Origin of the sequence: Pseudomonas sp. EMN2, assembly GCF_009650555.1 — a bacterium.
GTDB classification, from domain to species: Bacteria; Pseudomonadota; Gammaproteobacteria; order Pseudomonadales; family Pseudomonadaceae; genus Aquipseudomonas; species Aquipseudomonas sichuanensis.
In genome coordinates this window covers 1-15,688 of the sequence record NZ_VZZR01000074.1, presented here as the reverse complement: position 1 = coordinate 15,688, position 15,688 = coordinate 1, and the positions used below count along the sequence as shown (strand labels likewise).

The window sequence follows — 15,688 nt, the reverse complement described above, 5'->3', positions numbered from 1 at the left end:
AGTCAGTCGCTGGGCAGGCCGCGGGCCTTCAGGCTATCGACCAGGCGCCGTTGCAGGTGTTCCAGCTGCGGCACGCTTGCCCCGTGGCGGGCGGCGACGCGACAGGCGTGGCCCAGCAGGTAATGGACCTCGGTGCGCCGGCCATGACGCACGTCCTGGTACATGGAAGAGTAGTTGGCGGCGGTGGCGAGGATCACCCGTTGCACTTCTTCCGTCAGGTCGTTGGCGGCCTCGGGCTGGCCGCAGCGCAGCAGCAGGTTGGCCAGCTCGTCGCACAGCTGGTCGACTTCGGTCAGGTGCCCGAGCAGCCCGCCGTTCTGGCAGTCGTGCAGCACCGTCAAGGGGTTGATGGCGCAGTTGAGCGCCAGTTTGCGCCACAGCCGCGAGAGGATGTCGAGGCTCCACTGGGCAGGAATGCCGGCGTCGTGGAGGTCGTCGAACCACTCCGGCACGGCGGGGTTGAGCGGGTTGCCCAGCCAGTTGAAACCATGGCCGGCGAAGCGCACCTGCCAGTCCGCTTCGCGGAACGCGCCCTCGGTGCTGGAGGCGAAGATGCAACGGGCATGGGGCACCTGGTCGGCCACTTCATCCTGGCTGCCCAGGCCGTTCTGCAGTAGCACCAGCTCGGCACCTTCGGCCAGCCGCGGGGCCAGGCGTGCCACGGCGGGGGCCGCGTCATAGGCCTTGCAGGCCACCAGCAAGCGGTGGATTGGGCCGGGGGCATCGTGGGTTTCGCCGGGGATCGCGTAGAGGCTGCTGCGGTCCTGTTCGACCAGGGTCAGCCCGCCGACGGCCTGGTAGGCCGCCAGGCGCTGCTGGTCGCGCAGGATCAGGCGGACCGCCTTGCCGGCGCGGGCCAGGCGGCAGGCCCAGAGGCTGCCGAGGCTACCGGCGCCGAGAATATGCCAGGTGCTGCTCATCTGCGTTTCGCAACCCGTTATAATGAGCCCGCATTTTAACCCCCTAACCCCGACGCGCTCCATCTTCAAGCTGAGCGCGCTGTTTTTTTATGGAGAACCCCCATGCCTTCGTTCGACGTGGTATCGGAACTGGACAAGCACGAAGTCACCAACGCGGTGGACAACGCGGTGAAGGAACTGGACCGCCGCTATGACCTCAAGGGCAAGGGCACCATCGAGTTCAAGGACAAGGAGCAGACCGTGCTGCTGACCGCCGAAGCCGAGTTCCAGCTCGAGGCGATGGTCGAAATCCTGCGTCTGGCCCTGGTCAAGCGCAAGATCGACGTCAAGTGCCTTGAAGTGAAGGACGCCTATCCGTCCGGCAAGGAGATGAAGCAGGAAGCCAAGTTCCGCGAAGGCATCGACAAGGACCTGGCGAAAAAGATCGTTGCCCACATCAAGGACGCCAAGCTCAAGGTCCAGGCTTCGATCCAGGGCGAGCAGGTACGCGTCACCGGCAAGAAGCGCGACGACCTGCAGGAGGCGATCGCTGCGTTGCGCGCCAAGGAGTTCGACATGCCGCTGCAGTTCAACAACTTCCGCGACTGATCGGGACAGGGCAGGAACCTTGATGGCTCAATGATGTCCATCGGTTCCTGCGGTCGCTGAATGCTGTGCGGCCCGTTTCAATATGTTTTTTGCCGCTTGGCATCAGGAGTGGATAACGATGGATTTGAATGCAGAGGTCGACCAGCTGGTTCGCCAGTCGCAGACTTGGCTACCGCTGATCATGGAATACGGCAGCCGCCTGCTGCTGGCCTTGCTGACGCTGGCGATTGGCTGGTGGATCATCAGCCGGGTCAGCGAGCGGCTGGGCAAACTGGTTGGCCTGAAGGCCGACGCGGCGTTGCAGGGCTTTATCAGCACCCTGGCCAACATCGTGCTGAAAGTGCTGTTGATGGTCAGCGTGGCGTCGATGATCGGCATCGAGACCACCTCGTTCGTCGCCGCCATCGGTGCCGCCGGCCTGGCCATCGGCCTGGCCTTGCAGGGCAGCCTGGCGAACTTCGCCGGGGGTGTGCTGATCCTGATGTTCCGCCCGTTCCGCATCGGCGACTGGATCGAAGCCCAGGGCGTCGCCGGCACCGTGGACAGCATCCAGATCTTCCACACCGTGCTGCGTACCGGTGACAACAAGACGGTGATCATGCCCAACGGCAGCCTGTCCAACGGCATCATCACCAACACCAACCGTCAGCCGACCCGCAAGGTGGTGTTCGACGTGGGTGTCGATTATGACGCCGACCTGCAGAAGGCCCGCAATGTGCTGCTGGAGCTGGCCCAGGACCCGCGTGTGCTGCAGGATCCGGCGCCGCAGGCGGTGGTGTCGACCCTGGGTGACAGTTCGATCACCGTGTCGCTGCGCATCTGGACCAAGACTGCCGACTACTGGGACGTGATGTTCATGCTCAACGAGCATGCCCGTGACCGTCTCAAGGCCGAGGGGATCGACATTCCCTTTCCGCAGCGGGTGATCCGTGTGGTGCAGGAGACTGCCCTGCAGTAACCCGGCAGCGACACCAATCGCGGGGCAAGCCCGCTCCCACGCACCTTGTAAGGGGCGTGGGAGCGGGCTTGCCCCGCGATGCTTTTTGCTCCCCTTACACTTGCTCACAGCAATCCGCCGTCATTTCTGGCATATAGCCTGACCCCACCCGTGCACACCTGATACCGATCATGAAACCACTGCTGTACATCACCCCCTTGCGAGCCTTGCTGTTCGGCCTGACCCTGGCGCTGTTCGAGCTGCTGACCTATCTGGCCAGCGATGCCGTCATGCCCGCCATGCCGGTCGTGGTCGGCGACCTGGACGCCAGCCCGGAATTCATCCCCCACGCCCTCAACCTGTACCTGCTGGGCGGGGTGGTGCTGCAATGGCTGATCGGCCCGCTCGCCGACCGTTACGGCCGGCGCCCGCTGCTGCTGACGGGCTGCCTGTTCTTCGGCGTGGCCTGCCTGGCGACGTTCTGGGTGCATGACATCGGCCTGTTCAACCTGCTGCGCCTGTTGCAGGGCATCGGCCTGGGCTTCGTGGTCACGGTCAGCTACCCGGCCCTCAACGAGGCGTTCAGCGAGGCCGACGCGGTGCGCATGATGGCGTTGCTGGCCAACATTGCACTGCTGTCGCCGCTGCTCGGGCCGCTGGTGGGCACCTTGATGTTGCAGTGGCTGGACTGGCGCTGGCTGTTCGTGGCGTTCGCCGTCGGCGCGGTGCTGTGCTGGCTGTTGCTGTACCGCTTGATGCCGGAAACCCTGGGGGTGGAACGCCGCGACGGCTCATGCCTGCCGTTCACGCCGATCCACCTGCTGCCGCTGTTGGCCGGCTATGGCCAGTTGCTGGCCAACCGCCGGTTTGTCGCGGGCAGCGCGGCGCTGGGCCTGGTCGGGTTGCCCCTAATCGGCTGGATCGGCCTGTCGCCGGTGCTGCTGATCCACGACGAAGGCCTGAGCACGATGGAATACGCGCTGTGGCAGTTGCCGGTGTTCGCCGGGCTGATCCTCGGCAACCTGATCATCAACCGCATCGCAGACCGTTACCCGCTGCCGGCACTGGTGCGCGGGGCCCTTTGGCCTTACCTGGCGGGCCTGTCGTTGATGGTCGCGGCAACCTGGTACTGGCCGACAGTGACCAGCGTGGTCGCCGGCATGTCGCTGTACGCGCTGGGGCTGGGTGTGGCCAACGCGGTGCTGTACCGCATGACGTTGTTCGCCAGCGAACAGAGCAAGGGGCTGGTGTCGGCGATGCTGGGGATGATCACCATTGCCTTGCTGGGGTTGGGAGGCGCACTGCTGGCTATGCTGGGTGCGGGCGCGAGCCTGATGCACTTTGCCCTGGCAGCAGGCATTGCAGGGGCGCTGGCGCTGTGGCCGTTGTGGTTCGTGGTGGGTGGCCGTCCTGATGAAGGGGCCGTGGCACGGTAGAAGCATCGCGGGGCAAGCCCGCTCCCACGCTAGCAATCCTAAAGGCTCACAGCGTGGGAGCGGGCTTGCCCCGCGATGAGGCCCTTGAAGGCCTAGTTCTGTTCAGCTGCCGGGCTCTCCACCGGCACCGGCTTTCCCCGACCGGCTTCCTGCCGCCACTGCAAGGCGATCAGGATCAAGGTCGGCACGCCCAGCAGGGCGGTGATCAGGAAGAAGTCGTGGTAGCCGAACTTCTCCACCATCACCCCTGAATAGCCGCCGATCAGGCGCGGCAGCAGCAGCATGATCGAGCTGAGCAGGGCATATTGCGTGGCCGAGAACTTCAGGTTGGTCAGGCTCGACAGGTAGGCGACGAACGCCGAGGTGGCCAGGCCCGAGCTGAAGTTGTCCAGCGAGATGGTCACCACCAGCATTTCCAGGTTCGGCCCCATGTCGGCCAGCATCAGGAACAGGATGTTGGTCGCCGCCGACGCCGCGCCGCCGATGAACAGGATCGGCAGGATGCCGAAGCGCACGATCAGCAGGCCGCCGGCACCGGCACCGACCAGAGTCATGATCAGGCCGAAGATCTTGCTGACGCTGGCGATCTGGTCCTTGGTGAAGCCCATGTCGATATAGAACACGTTGGCCATCACGCCCATCACCGTGTCGGACATGCGGTAGGTGGCGATCAACCCGAGCAGCAACAGGGCCTGCCAGCGGTAGCGGCTGATGAAGTCGTTGACCGGGGTGAGCACCGGGGCCAGGCCGCGACGACCGAGGGACGACAGGCACGCCCAGCTCAGCAGTGCATAGAGCAGCAGGCGCAGGAAGGCGCGGTCTTCGAGCAGCAGGTCGAGCGGGGTGGCGTCGCCGAACAGCACGCTTGCCCAGTCGGTGTTGAACATCTGGGTGAAGCTGGCGGGTACTGATACCAGCAGGATGATCAGTACGAACACCGATGCCAACTGGTGCATCAGCCCGTAGCGCGCCGCCGACAGCTGGGTGCGCAGCGGAACTGGGGGTTCACGCATGATCAGCGTGGTAAACACCGCCGGCAGCATCAGCACGCCGAACAGCACGTAGGTGCCGGTCCAGGCTTGATGCAGGTAGCTGAAACCGGTAGAGCCGAACCACTCGGCGAAGAACAGTGCGCCGGCCGTGGCCAGCAGGGCGGCGACCCGGTAGCCGGCCATGTAGCTGGCGGCCAAAGCAGCCTGGCGCTGGTCGTCGGCGATTTCCAGGCGATAGGCATCGACGGCGATGTCCTGGGTAGCCGAGGCAAAAGCCACCAGCACGGCCAGCGCAACCAGCCACGACAGGTGTTTCTGCGGGTCGCAGAAGCCCATGCCGACCAGGCCCAGCACCACCAGCACCTGCGACAGCAGCAACCACGAACGGCGCCGGCCCATGCCGCCGAGCAGCGGCAGGCGCCATTGGTCGAGCAGGGGCGACCACACCCACTTGAAGGCATACGCCAGGCCGATCAGGCTGGCGTAACCGATGGTTTCGCGCGCCACACCCGCCTCGCGCAACCAGACCGACAGGGTCGAGAACACCAGCATGTACGGCAGGCCGGCGGCGAATCCGAGCAGCAGAAGTACCAAGGTTGACGGGCTGGCATAGGCAGCGAGCGCAGCGCGCCAGGTTTTACGGGGCATGGGCCAACATCTGCCTCAAGTTTGCGAAAACAAAGCGCGCACTCTAACCGCTGTGCTCCATCGGGCGCCAGCCATGGCGCGCCATATCCACACGATTATTGGCTACATTCACGCCTTCTGCGCGCAGACGGGCACGCTGTTCGTCGCCGGATGGGGTGCCTAGGGCCAGGCTCAGGCGCCCCCCCGCGCCGAGCACCCGGTGCCACGGCAGGCGGGTGTCCGCGGGCAGTTGCCCGAGGGTGCGGCCAACCCAGCGTGCCGCGCGGCCGAGGCCCGCCAGCTCGGCGAGCTGGCCGTAGCTGACCACCTTGCCCGGCGGTACCTGGCCGAGCACCGAATACAGAGCCATTCGTCGGGCTTCGGCATCTTCCGGTGGGGGAGCAGAGGTGGCAGACATCAGAGCCCCCCTGGCCTGTAGATGAAACCGGACGGATGGCAACGGCAAACAAGAGTGGAACTCATCGGCATGGTCTGGGTCTGTCCTTGCTCATGGCGTGGGCATCTGGATAATGCCCGGCTTTTTTCGGCAAATCGAATCCGTAGTCCACTTATGTTCTCAAGAATTCTGCTCTGCTTCTTCGCTGTTTCGCTTTGCACCTCGGCCTTGGCCGATACCGTGTGGATGAAGAACGGCGATCGACTCAGTGGCAAGATCACCGTCTTCGACGGCGGCAAGTTGCTGCTGGAGACCTCATACGGTGGTTCGATCGCCCTGGACTGGAAACAGGTGAAGACCCTTGAGAGCGACCAGGAACTGCTGGTCAAGCAGGACGCCTACAGCGGCGAGAAGGCCAAGTCGCTCAAGGCTGCTGAACCGGGCAAGGTAACCTTGGCCAACGGTGATGCACCCAAGACCGTGGAGCTTGCCAGCATCGAGCAGATCATGAAGCCCCGCCCGCTGGTCGAGGACTTCCTGTGGAAAGGCAATGTCGACGTGGCGCTGGACTACAAGCGCGCCGAGAACGACACCGATGACTACGACGTCAGCTTCAAGACCACCGCGCGCCACGGTCGCTGGCGGCACAACGCCGAAGGCGAATACAACCGCGAGAGCAAGGACGAGGCGACCACCGCCAACAACTGGAGCGCGGAATATGCCCTAGACCGGTTCATCACCGATAAATGGTTCTGGCAGGGGCGCCTGGAGTACAAGCGCGACCAGATCGAAGAGCTGGCGCGCCAGCGCACCGTCGGTACCGGCCCGGGCTATCAGTTCTGGGATGACGAACTGGGGGCGTTCTCGTTGGGCTCGCTGATCAACCGCACCGATTACCAGTATCGCGATGGCGGCAAGGACAACTTCTACGCCGCAGCCGTGAAGTGGGACTACATCCGCTACCTGATCGGTAAGAAAGTGCAGTTCTTCACCAATGGCGAGGTCGGCAAGCCGTTTGGTGGCGTCGCCGACTACGCCCTCGATGCGGAAATGGGGCTGCGCTACAAGGTCACCGAATGGGCTTCGCTCAACCTCAAGGCGGAAAAAGACCTGATCAAGGGCACCGATGATCGTGATCTCGACAAGACCCGCTACACCGCCGGTTTCGGCGTGACCTGGTAGGTCCCGGGCCGGTACGCGACCGGCCTGTCTGGCACCTGGCGGTGATAATGCTTATCTTGTCTGTCACCCCGCCCATCGCCAGGAGCCCCTTCGTGAGTACCAACGCCCTTCGCCCAGCCCGGGAACTGCTGCTCAAGGAGTACCGTGGCGTGCTCTCCACCCATTCCAAGTCGATGCCGGGCTTCCCGTTCGGTTCGGTGGTCCCCTACTGCCTGGACGCCGATGGGCACCCCGTCATTCTTATCAGCCGCATCGCCCAGCACACCCACAACCTGCAGAAGGACCCGAAGTGTTCGCTGCTGGTGGGCGAACGTGAGGCCGAGGACGTGCAGGCAGTAGGGCGCCTGACGGTGATGGCCGAGGCGCACAAGCTCAGCGACGAGGCGGCCATCGAAGCAGCCGCCGCGCGCTACTACCGCTACTTTCCGGAGTCGGCGAACTACCACAAGGCCCACGATTTCGACTTCTGGGTCCTGCTACCGGTGCGCCACCGCTACATCGGCGGTTTCGGCGCGATTCACTGGCTTGACCAGGTCACCTTGGCCAACCCCTTCGCCGGCGCTGCTGAAGCGAGCATGATCGAGCACATGAACAGCGACCATGCCAATGCGATCGCCCATTACGTCGCGCTGAGCGGCCTGCCGAGCACGACAGCGGCTGAAATGGTCGGCATCGACAGCGAAGGCATGCACCTGCGTATCGGCCAGGCGGTGTACTGGCTGGCCTTCCCAACAACTTGTAATACCCCGACACAAGTCCGTGAAGCCCTGGTGCTGCTGGCTCGCGCCGAACAGTGGCCGACGCTGGCGCGCGCCGAGGGTTGAAAAAACGCCTGCACGCATCCATCTGATGCTCCTACAGGAAGATGTTCTTCCGTCGAGGAATTCGTGATGCGTGCCTTTTTACTGCTGTTTCTCCTTTTCCCTGTGCTGGAGCTGTTCGTCTTCGTCAAGGTCAGCGCCGCCATCGGTTTCTTTCCGGCGCTGCTGCTGATCATCGCCGGTTCCGCACTGGGTGTGCTGGTGATGCGCGTCGCCGGCCTTGCGACCGCCCTGCGTGCCCGTGAGAGCCTGCAGCGCGGCGAGTTGCCCGCCGAAGAAATGTTCCAGGGGCTGATGATGGCGGTGGGTGGTGGCCTGTTGCTGCTGCCGGGCTTCATCAGTGACGTGCTGGGCCTGCTGTGCCTGCTGCCGTTCACCCGCCGCCTGGTGGCCGGCAAGCTGCGCCGCCGCGCCGAAGAGCAGGCCCTGCGCCAGCGGGCGTTCCAGGACGACCCATTCCAGGCCCAGCCCCGAGATCCCGGCCACCGCCCCAATGTGATCGAAGGCGAGTACGAGCGCCGCGACAAGTAAGCCAATCAACGCTCGGCAGCTGCCGCGATGGGGCCTCTTCAGGCTTGATCGCGGGGCAAGCCCGCTCCCACGATTGATTTTGCGAACCTTGGTAAAAATTTTGCGTTGCAAGCCTTGTAATCGAATAAGCCGGCCTCATGTATGTGGTCACCGCAAGGTTTCTGGTGGTGACACCAGACATGACACAGGTGGTTCGCCCTTCGCGGGCCACCCCCGGCAACGCCGGACCGCATCAACCCGCCGGTGCTGACACCGGCCGATGAAAACCACTATTTGGGAGAGATCGACAATGAAGCTTCGTCCTCTGCATGACCGCGTCGTTATCCGTCGCAGCGAAGAAGAATCGAAAACCGCTGGCGGTATCGTCCTGCCGGGTTCGGCCGCTGAAAAACCGAACCGCGGCGAAGTCGTCGCTGTCGGCACCGGTCGCATCCTGGACAACGGCGAAGTTCGCGCGCTGGCCGTGAAAGTGGGTGACAAAGTGGTTTTCGGCCCTTATTCGGGCAGCAACACCGTGAAAGTCGATGGCGAAGACCTGCTGGTCATGGCCGAAAACGAAATCCTGGCCGTTGTCGAAGGCTGATTTCCCCGACTTCCCGTTACTCCAAAGAATTCCAAGGATTAAACGATCATGGCTGCTAAAGACGTAAAATTCGGCGATTCCGCCCGTAAGAAAATGCTGGTTGGTGTCAACGTTCTGGCTGACGCGGTAAAAGCGACCCTGGGCCCGAAAGGCCGCAACGTGGTCCTGGCCAAGAGCTTCGGCGCCCCGACCATCACCAAGGACGGCGTTTCCGTCGCCAAAGAAATCGAACTGAAAGACGCCTTCGAGAACATGGGCGCCCAGCTGGTCAAGGAAGTCGCTTCCAAGGCCAACGACGCTGCCGGTGACGGCACCACCACCGCTACCGTCCTGGCTCAAGCCATCGTCAACGAAGGCCTGAAAGCCGTCGCTGCCGGCATGAACCCGATGGACCTCAAGCGCGGCATCGACAAGGCCACCGCCGCCGTCGTCGCCGAGCTGAAGAACCTGTCCAAGCCGTGCGCCGATTCCAAGGCCATTGCCCAGGTCGGCACCATCTCCGCCAACTCCGACAACTCCATCGGTGAAATCATCGCCGAAGCCATGGAAAAAGTCGGTAAAGAAGGCGTGATCACCGTTGAAGAAGGCTCGGGCCTGGAAAACGAACTGTCCGTCGTAGAAGGCATGCAGTTCGACCGCGGCTACCTGTCGCCGTACTTCATCAACAAGCCGGACACCATGGTTGCCGAGCTGGAAGGCCCGCTGCTGCTGCTGGTCGACAAGAAGATCTCCAACATCCGCGAACTGCTGCCAGTACTGGAAGCCGTTGCCAAGTCCGGCCGCCCGCTGCTGATCGTTGCCGAAGACGTCGAAGGCGAAGCGCTGGCTACCCTGGTCGTCAACAACATGCGCGGCATCGTCAAGGTTGCTGCGGTCAAGGCACCGGGCTTCGGCGACCGCCGCAAGGCCATGCTGCAGGACATCGCCGTCCTGACCGGCGGCCAGGTCATCTCCGAAGAAATCGGCCTGTCCCTGGAGACCGCCACCCTGGAGCACCTGGGTAACGCCAAGCGCGTCATCCTGTCCAAGGAAAACACCACCATCATCGATGGTGCTGGCGCCGACACCGAGATCGAAGCCCGCGTCAAACAGATCCGTGCCCAGATCGAAGAAACCTCTTCGGACTACGACCGTGAGAAGCTGCAAGAGCGTCTGGCCAAACTGGCTGGCGGTGTTGCCGTGATCAAGGTCGGTGCTGGCACCGAAGTTGAAATGAAAGAGAAGAAAGCCCGCGTTGAAGACGCCCTGCACGCTACCCGTGCAGCCGTCGAAGAAGGCGTGGTGCCTGGCGGCGGTGTTGCCCTGGTGCGTGCCCTGTCGGCCATCGCTGACCTCAAAGGCGACAACGAAGATCAGAACGTCGGTATCGCCCTGCTGCGTCGCGCTGTCGAAGCCCCGCTGCGCCAGATCACTGCCAACGCCGGCGACGAGCCAAGCGTTGTGGCCGACAAGGTCAAGCAAGGTTCGGGCAACTACGGCTACAACGCCGCTACCGGCGAATACGGCGACATGATCGAGATGGGCATCCTGGACCCAGCCAAGGTCACCCGTTCGGCTCTGCAAGCCGCAGCTTCGATCGGCGGTCTGATGATCACCACCGAAGCCATGGTTGCCGACCTGCCGGAAGACAAGCCAGCTGCTGGCATGCCTGACATGGGCGGCATGGGTGGCATGGGCGGCATGATGTAAGCCAGCCTTACCCCCAGCTGTAATGAAAAGCCCCGCCTAGTGCGGGGCTTTTTGTTTGAAGCTGTCTTTGGGGCTGCTGCGCAGCCCATCGCCGGCAAGCCGGCTCCCACACGGACCGCGCAGATCTTGACCGGTGGGAGCCGGCTTGCCGGCGATGGGGCGCGAAGCGGCCTCCGCATCAGGCAACGCTGCGCTCGCCAACGGGCGCCTGCGCCATCCCCCGGCGATACAGCACCAGGTAGTAACACCCCAGCCCGATGAGCCAGCAGAACACCGCGGTCCAGATGTTGTGCGAGAGAAAGTGCGCACCCTGCATCATCCTGCCCACCGACAGCACCGACCCTGCCACAAACGCCAGCCCCAGCGCCGCCTTGGCCAGGCGCGGCCGACGATCGCGCAGCACGAAGAACAGCGCGAACAGGCAGAAACCGGTCGCCGCATGGCCACCCGGCCAGCACAGGCCAGCCTTGTCGGTCGCCGGGCGTGGCTCGAGCAGCTTGCTGTAGGTTTCGCTACCGCCGAACTGGCTCAGGCTCCACGGGCACTGCACCTGGGTCAGTTGCTTGAGCGGGGTGACGAAGGCCGTGGACAGGCTCAGTGCCAGCACCAGGCAGCCCAGTTCACGACGCCAGCCGAGCAGGCGTTGCCAGAAGAAGCTGGCGATGAACGCTGCGACGGCCACCAGGCTCAAGGCGATGACCACCTGCTTGACCCGGTCGTGCAGGATGGTTTCCAGCACGTAGCTGTGGCGACCGATGAACTCCCCGGCAGCCCGGTCGAAGAACAGGTTGGCCAGGTCCATGTCTACCGATGTCCATTCCAGCAGGATCAACGCGACGATGGTGACGAAAGGGATGCCCAGGTAGAGCCACGGATTGATCGGGCGTGGGCGAATGGTTTCCTGCATGACAGCTCCAGGGGTGGAAAAAGACCGGGCATTGTCGGGTGCCCGCTATCCTGTGTCCGTGAAGGTTCGGTGAAAAAACTGTCAAGCCTGGTGAATTTTGCCAAGGGCTGGCACAGCGCGGGCGATGGCCTTAAGCTGCCGCCGAGCGAAGCGCGGTACAGGAGACCCCGATGCGTATTCTTTTGGTTGAAGACAACCGCGACATCCTGGCCAACCTGGCCGACTACCTGGGCATGAAGGGCTACACGGTGGACTGCGCCCAGGATGGTCTGTCGGGGCTGCACCTGGCCGCCACCGAGCATTACGACCTGATCGTGCTCGACATCATGCTCCCCGGCATCGACGGCTACACGCTGTGCAAGCGCCTGCGCGAGGATGCCCGGCGCGATACCCCGGTGATCATGCTCACCGCCCGCGACCAGCTGGATGATCGTCTGCAGGGCTTCCGCTCCGGTGCCGATGATTACCTGCTCAAGCCATTCGCCTTGTCCGAACTGGCAGCGCGCATTGAAGCGGTGCTGCGTCGGGCTCAGGGCGGCGGTCGGCGTACCTTGCAGGTGGCCGACCTGAGCTATGACCTCGACACGCTCGAAGTGACCCGTGAGGGCCGCTTGCTCAAGCTCAACCCGGTGGGCCTCAAGCTGCTCGCCGTGCTGATGCAGAAAAGCCCCCACGTGCTGCGCCGCGAAGTGCTGGAAGAGGCCCTGTGGGGCGATGATTGCCCCGACAGCGACAGCCTGCGCAGCCACGTCCATCAGCTGCGCCAGGTGATCGACAAACCGTTCGACAAACCCCTGCTGCATACCGTCCATGGCGTCGGCTATCGCCTCGCCGAGGGCCGCGATGGAGTTTAAGCAGAGCCTTGCCCAGCGCATCATCATCGCCTTTGCGTTAATGAGCGCGCTGGTGGCCGGGGCCTTTGCCTTCGGCATTGTCGCCACCGTGCACCTGGTCGAGGAGCGCCTGATTTCCTCGGTGCTCGGCGGCGACCTGCAGCGTCTGTTGCGCATGGACAGTGTCAGCGACTGGAGCCACCGGCCGCGCCCGGACCAGCTGTTCTACTTCAGCGGCGGGCGGGATGACTTCGAGCTGCCCAAGGACTTGCGGCATCTGGAAGCGGGCTTCCATGAGGTGTTCCGCGACCAGTTGTCGTATCACGCGATGGTCGAGATCGTCGATGGCCGGCGCTATGTGCTGCTGCAGGACCAGAGCGATTTCGAGGAGCGTGAGCGGGTGCTGTTCGCCGTGGTGGTGGTGGGCTTCGTGCTCAGCCTGGCGCTGGCGGTGATTCTCGGTTGGGTGTTGGCGCGACGGGTGATGGCGCCGGTGATCCGCCTGGCTCGCCAGGTGCGTCATCGCGACCAGTTGCTCGGCCTGGCGCCACCGCTGGCGCCGGATTACGCGGCGGACGAGGTAGGTCAGCTGGCGGTGGCCTTCGACGATACCCTGGGCCGGCTGCGTGATGCGCTGACCCGTGAACGGCTGTTTACCAGCGACGTCAGCCATGAACTGCGTACGCCATTGATGGTGCTGGCCACCTCGTGCGAGCTGCTGATTGAAAACCCCAACCTGGACAGCCGTGCGCGCAGCCAGGTCGAGCGCATCGCACGGGCCATCGAGGAGATGCGTGAGCTGGTCAAGACCTTCCTCATGCTGGCCCGCGCGCAACGTGATGAAGGCGCAATCGCCGCCCAGGCGACCCTGCGTGAAGTGGCCGATGATCTGACCGCCGTATGGCGTGACACCATTGAGCAGAAGGGACTGGCCCTTTACTACGATGGTCGGGTGAGTGCCGGTCCGGCGCTGTACAACGCCACCTTCCTGCAATCGGTCATGGGCAACCTGCTGCGCAACGCCGCCCATTACACCGATGGCGGCTATATCCGCCTGAGCCTGGAGCCCAACGGGTTCAGTGTCGAGGACAGTGGGGTGGGTATCCCGGAAGAGCAGCGCGAAGCGATGTTCCGCCCGTTTGTGCGCGGTGACGAGCGCCGTGGCGAGGGCTTGGGCCTGGGCCTGTCGTTGGTGCAGCGGATCTGCGATGACCAGGGCTGGAGGGTCACCCTGAGCACCACGCTGCCCCACGGTTGCCGCTTCCAGGTAGACCTGAGCCAAGGCAGCAAGGTGCTCGACGAGGGCCAGGGCGACAGTAAGGTTCTGGATCCGAATTAACGTCTTGTAACACCTGTTCTGTTTGATCACAGATTTTTCACATCGGCATGACCTGATTCCTACGCGTACCTGCCTAACGTGCACGCATTGGAATCAGGAGATGCTCGATGCGTAGCCCCATCAAACTCGAATTTTCCGAAAAGTATGATCGGGATCATGCCCGCGACTACTTCCTCAAGCATCAGGATGGCTTGGCCAGGCGGCTGTCGCACAAGCGCGATGAGCAGATGGCCCGACATGCCTTGGCCTTGGCCGGCGAGCCAGGCCTGGTTCTGGACTTGCCATGCGGTGCCGGGCGTTTCTGGCCCCTGTTAGCGGAAAAGCCCAACCGGGTGATCATTGGTGCTGACAATTCCGCGGCGATGATCGAGACAGCCTGTGCAGCACAACCGCCAGAGGTGGTGGCACGGGTACGCCCTTTGCAGACTTCCGCCTTTGCCATTGACTTGCCAGACAACGCGGTCGACAGCATCTTCTGCATGCGGCTGTTCCACCATATTGGTGACCCGGCCCACCGCAAAACAATTCTCTCTGAATTTCAAAGGGTTAGCCGTGACAGTGTCATCCTGTCACTGTGGGTGGATGGCAACTTCAAAGCATGGCGACGCAAGAAACTTGAAGCTCGACGCAGTGTCAGAGCCCAGCAGGACAGCTACCAGAACCGCTTTGTGTTACCGGCGGCTACAGTAGAAGAAGAATTTACGGCTGCAGGTTTCAGAATTCAGGAGCGGCTCGACTTTCTGCCGTTCTACGCGATGTGGCGCGTATACGTTTTACGTAAGGGGTAGTGATAGATGGCGGCAGTGCAGAACGAGTCCGGGCAGTTTGATTTCTACTGGCAGCAGCAGGGCGAATGGGTCGAGGAACCCAACCAGCGGCGTGGTGGCGAAAGCGGCGTGCAACGTCTGTGCGACGCCAGCGGCCAGCTGTTGTACGCCAAGCGCCAGGTCGGCCATATCTACCGGAGCCTGCTGCACCCGTTCGGTCGGCCCACGGTGTTGCGCGAACTCGATGCCTTGAACAGTTTCGAGCAGTTGGGTGTGCGCGTGCCACGTATCGTGTTTGCCGGTGCCGAGCGCGATGCCGATCACCAGTGGCGTGCGCTGCTGGTCAGCGAAGCGTTGGACGGTTTTGTCGACCTGGATACCTGGTACGGCGAAGGCGCACGTGAACGTTATCCCCAGGCTGTCCATGAGCGGATGTTCAAGGACCTTGCCGACAACCTGGCGCGCATGCACCTGGGGCACTGGCAGCATGGCTGCCTCTATGGCAAGCATGTGTTCGTCAAGGTGATCGGCACGGGTGAGCAGGCCCGGGTTGAAGTGGCCTTGCTCGACTTGGAGAAGTGCCGGCGGCGAATCAGCTGCCAACGGGCGGCGTACAACGATTTGCGTCAGTTGCGGCGCCATTCGTCGATCACCGACGCGGAATGGCAGACCTTGCTCTATTTTTACCAGATGGCGTTTGGCAGCGCTGTCAAAGGGTTAGAGCAATGAAACTAGAAATCGCTCGAGCTTTGTTTCTTGTTGGGGCACTGGCGGTGACCACGGTGGCTGCGGCTGCCTGGGAGCAGCCGGGGCTGACGGTGTTCAGCAAGGCCGAGGTCGGTGGTTTGTGCCCGCTGCCGCGGGAGGCGAAGGTCGAGCAGGTGTCCGTTAAGCCGGATCATGATTTTTTGTTGTTTCTGTTTGGGATGAGGCAGGGGCTGCGGCCGTTTGGTTGATGGGTTGTTTGGTTGTTTGGTTGTTTGATTTAGGCGCCAGAAGTTTATGTGGACTTCTGGCGTTTTGGTTTTTGGTTTTTGGTGTTTGTATTGAAAGTTGTATGTGCATTCATTTGTGATGTCGACGCGTAGTCACCTTTCCGCCCTTACGGCGGGTTACTTTGGTCTTGGCCAAAGTAACCA

17 protein-coding genes are annotated in these 15,688 nt (G+C 62.9%); 13 read left to right on the top strand and 4 right to left on the bottom strand.

The genetic code is table 11. From position 1 onward, the window contains the following. Positions 1 to 2 precede the first annotated feature (2 nt). Positions 3 to 920 carry a putative 2-dehydropantoate 2-reductase gene (locus tag F6X61_RS20510; RefSeq protein ID WP_153788201.1) on the bottom strand — a complete coding sequence of 306 codons (918 nt, stop codon included), beginning with the start codon at positions 918 to 920 and terminating at the stop codon, positions 3 to 5. 102 nt (positions 921 to 1,022) lie between these two features. Between F6X61_RS20510 and F6X61_RS20505 the strand changes: the two genes are divergently transcribed. From F6X61_RS20505 to F6X61_RS20495, 3 genes are all read left to right on the top strand, one after another. Beyond that, positions 1,023 to 1,508, top strand: coding sequence for a YajQ family cyclic di-GMP-binding protein (locus tag F6X61_RS20505; RefSeq protein ID WP_153788200.1), 486 nt, complete (start codon positions 1,023 to 1,025; stop codon positions 1,506 to 1,508). A 118-nt stretch (positions 1,509 to 1,626) separates the two neighbouring features. After that, positions 1,627 to 2,466, top strand: a complete 840-nt coding sequence (locus F6X61_RS20500; RefSeq protein WP_153788198.1) for a mechanosensitive ion channel family protein — start codon at positions 1,627 to 1,629, stop codon at positions 2,464 to 2,466. Between the two features lie 170 nt (positions 2,467 to 2,636). Then, positions 2,637 to 3,881, top strand: coding sequence for an MFS transporter (locus tag F6X61_RS20495; RefSeq protein WP_153788196.1), 1,245 nt, complete (start codon positions 2,637 to 2,639; stop codon positions 3,879 to 3,881). Between the two features lie 92 nt (positions 3,882 to 3,973). Here the strand turns inward: F6X61_RS20495 and F6X61_RS20490 are convergent, their stop codons facing one another. Together F6X61_RS20490 and F6X61_RS20485 are read right to left on the bottom strand one after the other, a co-directional pair. Beyond that, positions 3,974 to 5,521, bottom strand: coding sequence for an AmpG family muropeptide MFS transporter (locus F6X61_RS20490; RefSeq protein ID WP_110991601.1), 1,548 nt, complete (start codon positions 5,519 to 5,521; stop codon positions 3,974 to 3,976). A 43-nt stretch (positions 5,522 to 5,564) separates the two neighbouring features. Further along, positions 5,565 to 5,918, bottom strand: coding sequence for an MGMT family protein (locus tag F6X61_RS20485; RefSeq protein WP_153788194.1), 354 nt, complete (start codon positions 5,916 to 5,918; stop codon positions 5,565 to 5,567). Positions 5,919 to 6,071: 153 nt separating this feature from the next. Here F6X61_RS20485 and F6X61_RS20480 point away from each other — a divergent pair, with 153 nt between their 5' ends. The 5 genes from F6X61_RS20480 to groL all read left to right on the top strand — a co-directional run bounded on the left by F6X61_RS20480 (position 6,072) and on the right by groL (position 10,703). After that, positions 6,072 to 7,079 carry a DUF481 domain-containing protein gene (locus F6X61_RS20480; protein ID WP_153788192.1) on the top strand — a complete coding sequence of 336 codons (1,008 nt, stop codon included), beginning with the start codon at positions 6,072 to 6,074 and terminating at the stop codon, positions 7,077 to 7,079. 92 nt (positions 7,080 to 7,171) lie between these two features. After that, positions 7,172 to 7,903: a HugZ family protein gene (locus tag F6X61_RS20475; protein WP_153788190.1), complete on the top strand. Its 732-nt coding sequence runs from the start codon at positions 7,172 to 7,174 to the stop codon at positions 7,901 to 7,903. Positions 7,904 to 7,969: 66 nt separating this feature from the next. Then, positions 7,970 to 8,431, top strand: a complete 462-nt coding sequence (locus tag F6X61_RS20470) for an FxsA family protein (protein WP_110991597.1) — start codon at positions 7,970 to 7,972, stop codon at positions 8,429 to 8,431. Between the two features lie 289 nt (positions 8,432 to 8,720). Next, the gene (locus F6X61_RS20465; RefSeq protein WP_016488938.1) at positions 8,721 to 9,014 is read left to right on the top strand and encodes a co-chaperone GroES; all 294 of its coding nucleotides are present in this window, start codon (positions 8,721 to 8,723) and stop codon (positions 9,012 to 9,014) included. 48 nt (positions 9,015 to 9,062) lie between these two features. Beyond that, positions 9,063 to 10,703, top strand: coding sequence for a chaperonin GroEL (gene groL / locus F6X61_RS20460; RefSeq protein WP_125462739.1), 1,641 nt, complete (start codon positions 9,063 to 9,065; stop codon positions 10,701 to 10,703). Between the two features lie 178 nt (positions 10,704 to 10,881). Here groL and F6X61_RS20455 read toward each other — a convergent pair whose 3' ends face one another. After that, positions 10,882 to 11,610 (bottom strand): phosphatase PAP2 family protein, encoded by a 729-nt coding sequence (locus tag F6X61_RS20455; protein WP_153788188.1) that lies wholly within the window; start codon positions 11,608 to 11,610, stop codon positions 10,882 to 10,884. 170 nt (positions 11,611 to 11,780) lie between these two features. On the opposite strand from F6X61_RS20455, the gene colR reads away from it, so the two are divergent. The 5 genes from colR to F6X61_RS20430 all read left to right on the top strand — a co-directional run bounded on the left by colR (position 11,781) and on the right by F6X61_RS20430 (position 15,505). Then, a complete protein-coding gene (gene colR, locus F6X61_RS20450) occupies positions 11,781 to 12,464 on the top strand; it encodes a two-component system response regulator ColR (protein ID WP_153788186.1) in 684 nt (227 codons plus the stop codon). Beyond that, positions 12,454 to 13,782, top strand: a complete 1,329-nt coding sequence (locus F6X61_RS20445) for a HAMP domain-containing sensor histidine kinase (protein ID WP_153788185.1) — start codon at positions 12,454 to 12,456, stop codon at positions 13,780 to 13,782. Before colR ends, F6X61_RS20445 begins: the two co-directional genes overlap by 11 nt. 107 nt (positions 13,783 to 13,889) lie before the next feature. Continuing rightward, positions 13,890 to 14,570, top strand: a complete 681-nt coding sequence (locus tag F6X61_RS20440) for a class I SAM-dependent methyltransferase (RefSeq protein WP_125462742.1) — start codon at positions 13,890 to 13,892, stop codon at positions 14,568 to 14,570. A gap of 6 nt (positions 14,571 to 14,576) precedes the next feature. After that, complete coding sequence (locus F6X61_RS20435) at positions 14,577 to 15,278, top strand: lipopolysaccharide kinase InaA family protein (RefSeq protein ID WP_153788183.1); 702 nt, start codon at positions 14,577 to 14,579, stop codon at positions 15,276 to 15,278. After that, positions 15,275 to 15,505, top strand: a complete 231-nt coding sequence (locus tag F6X61_RS20430; RefSeq protein WP_125462744.1) for a hypothetical protein — start codon at positions 15,275 to 15,277, stop codon at positions 15,503 to 15,505. Before F6X61_RS20435 ends, F6X61_RS20430 begins: the two co-directional genes overlap by 4 nt. Positions 15,506 to 15,688: the final 183 nt, after the last annotated feature.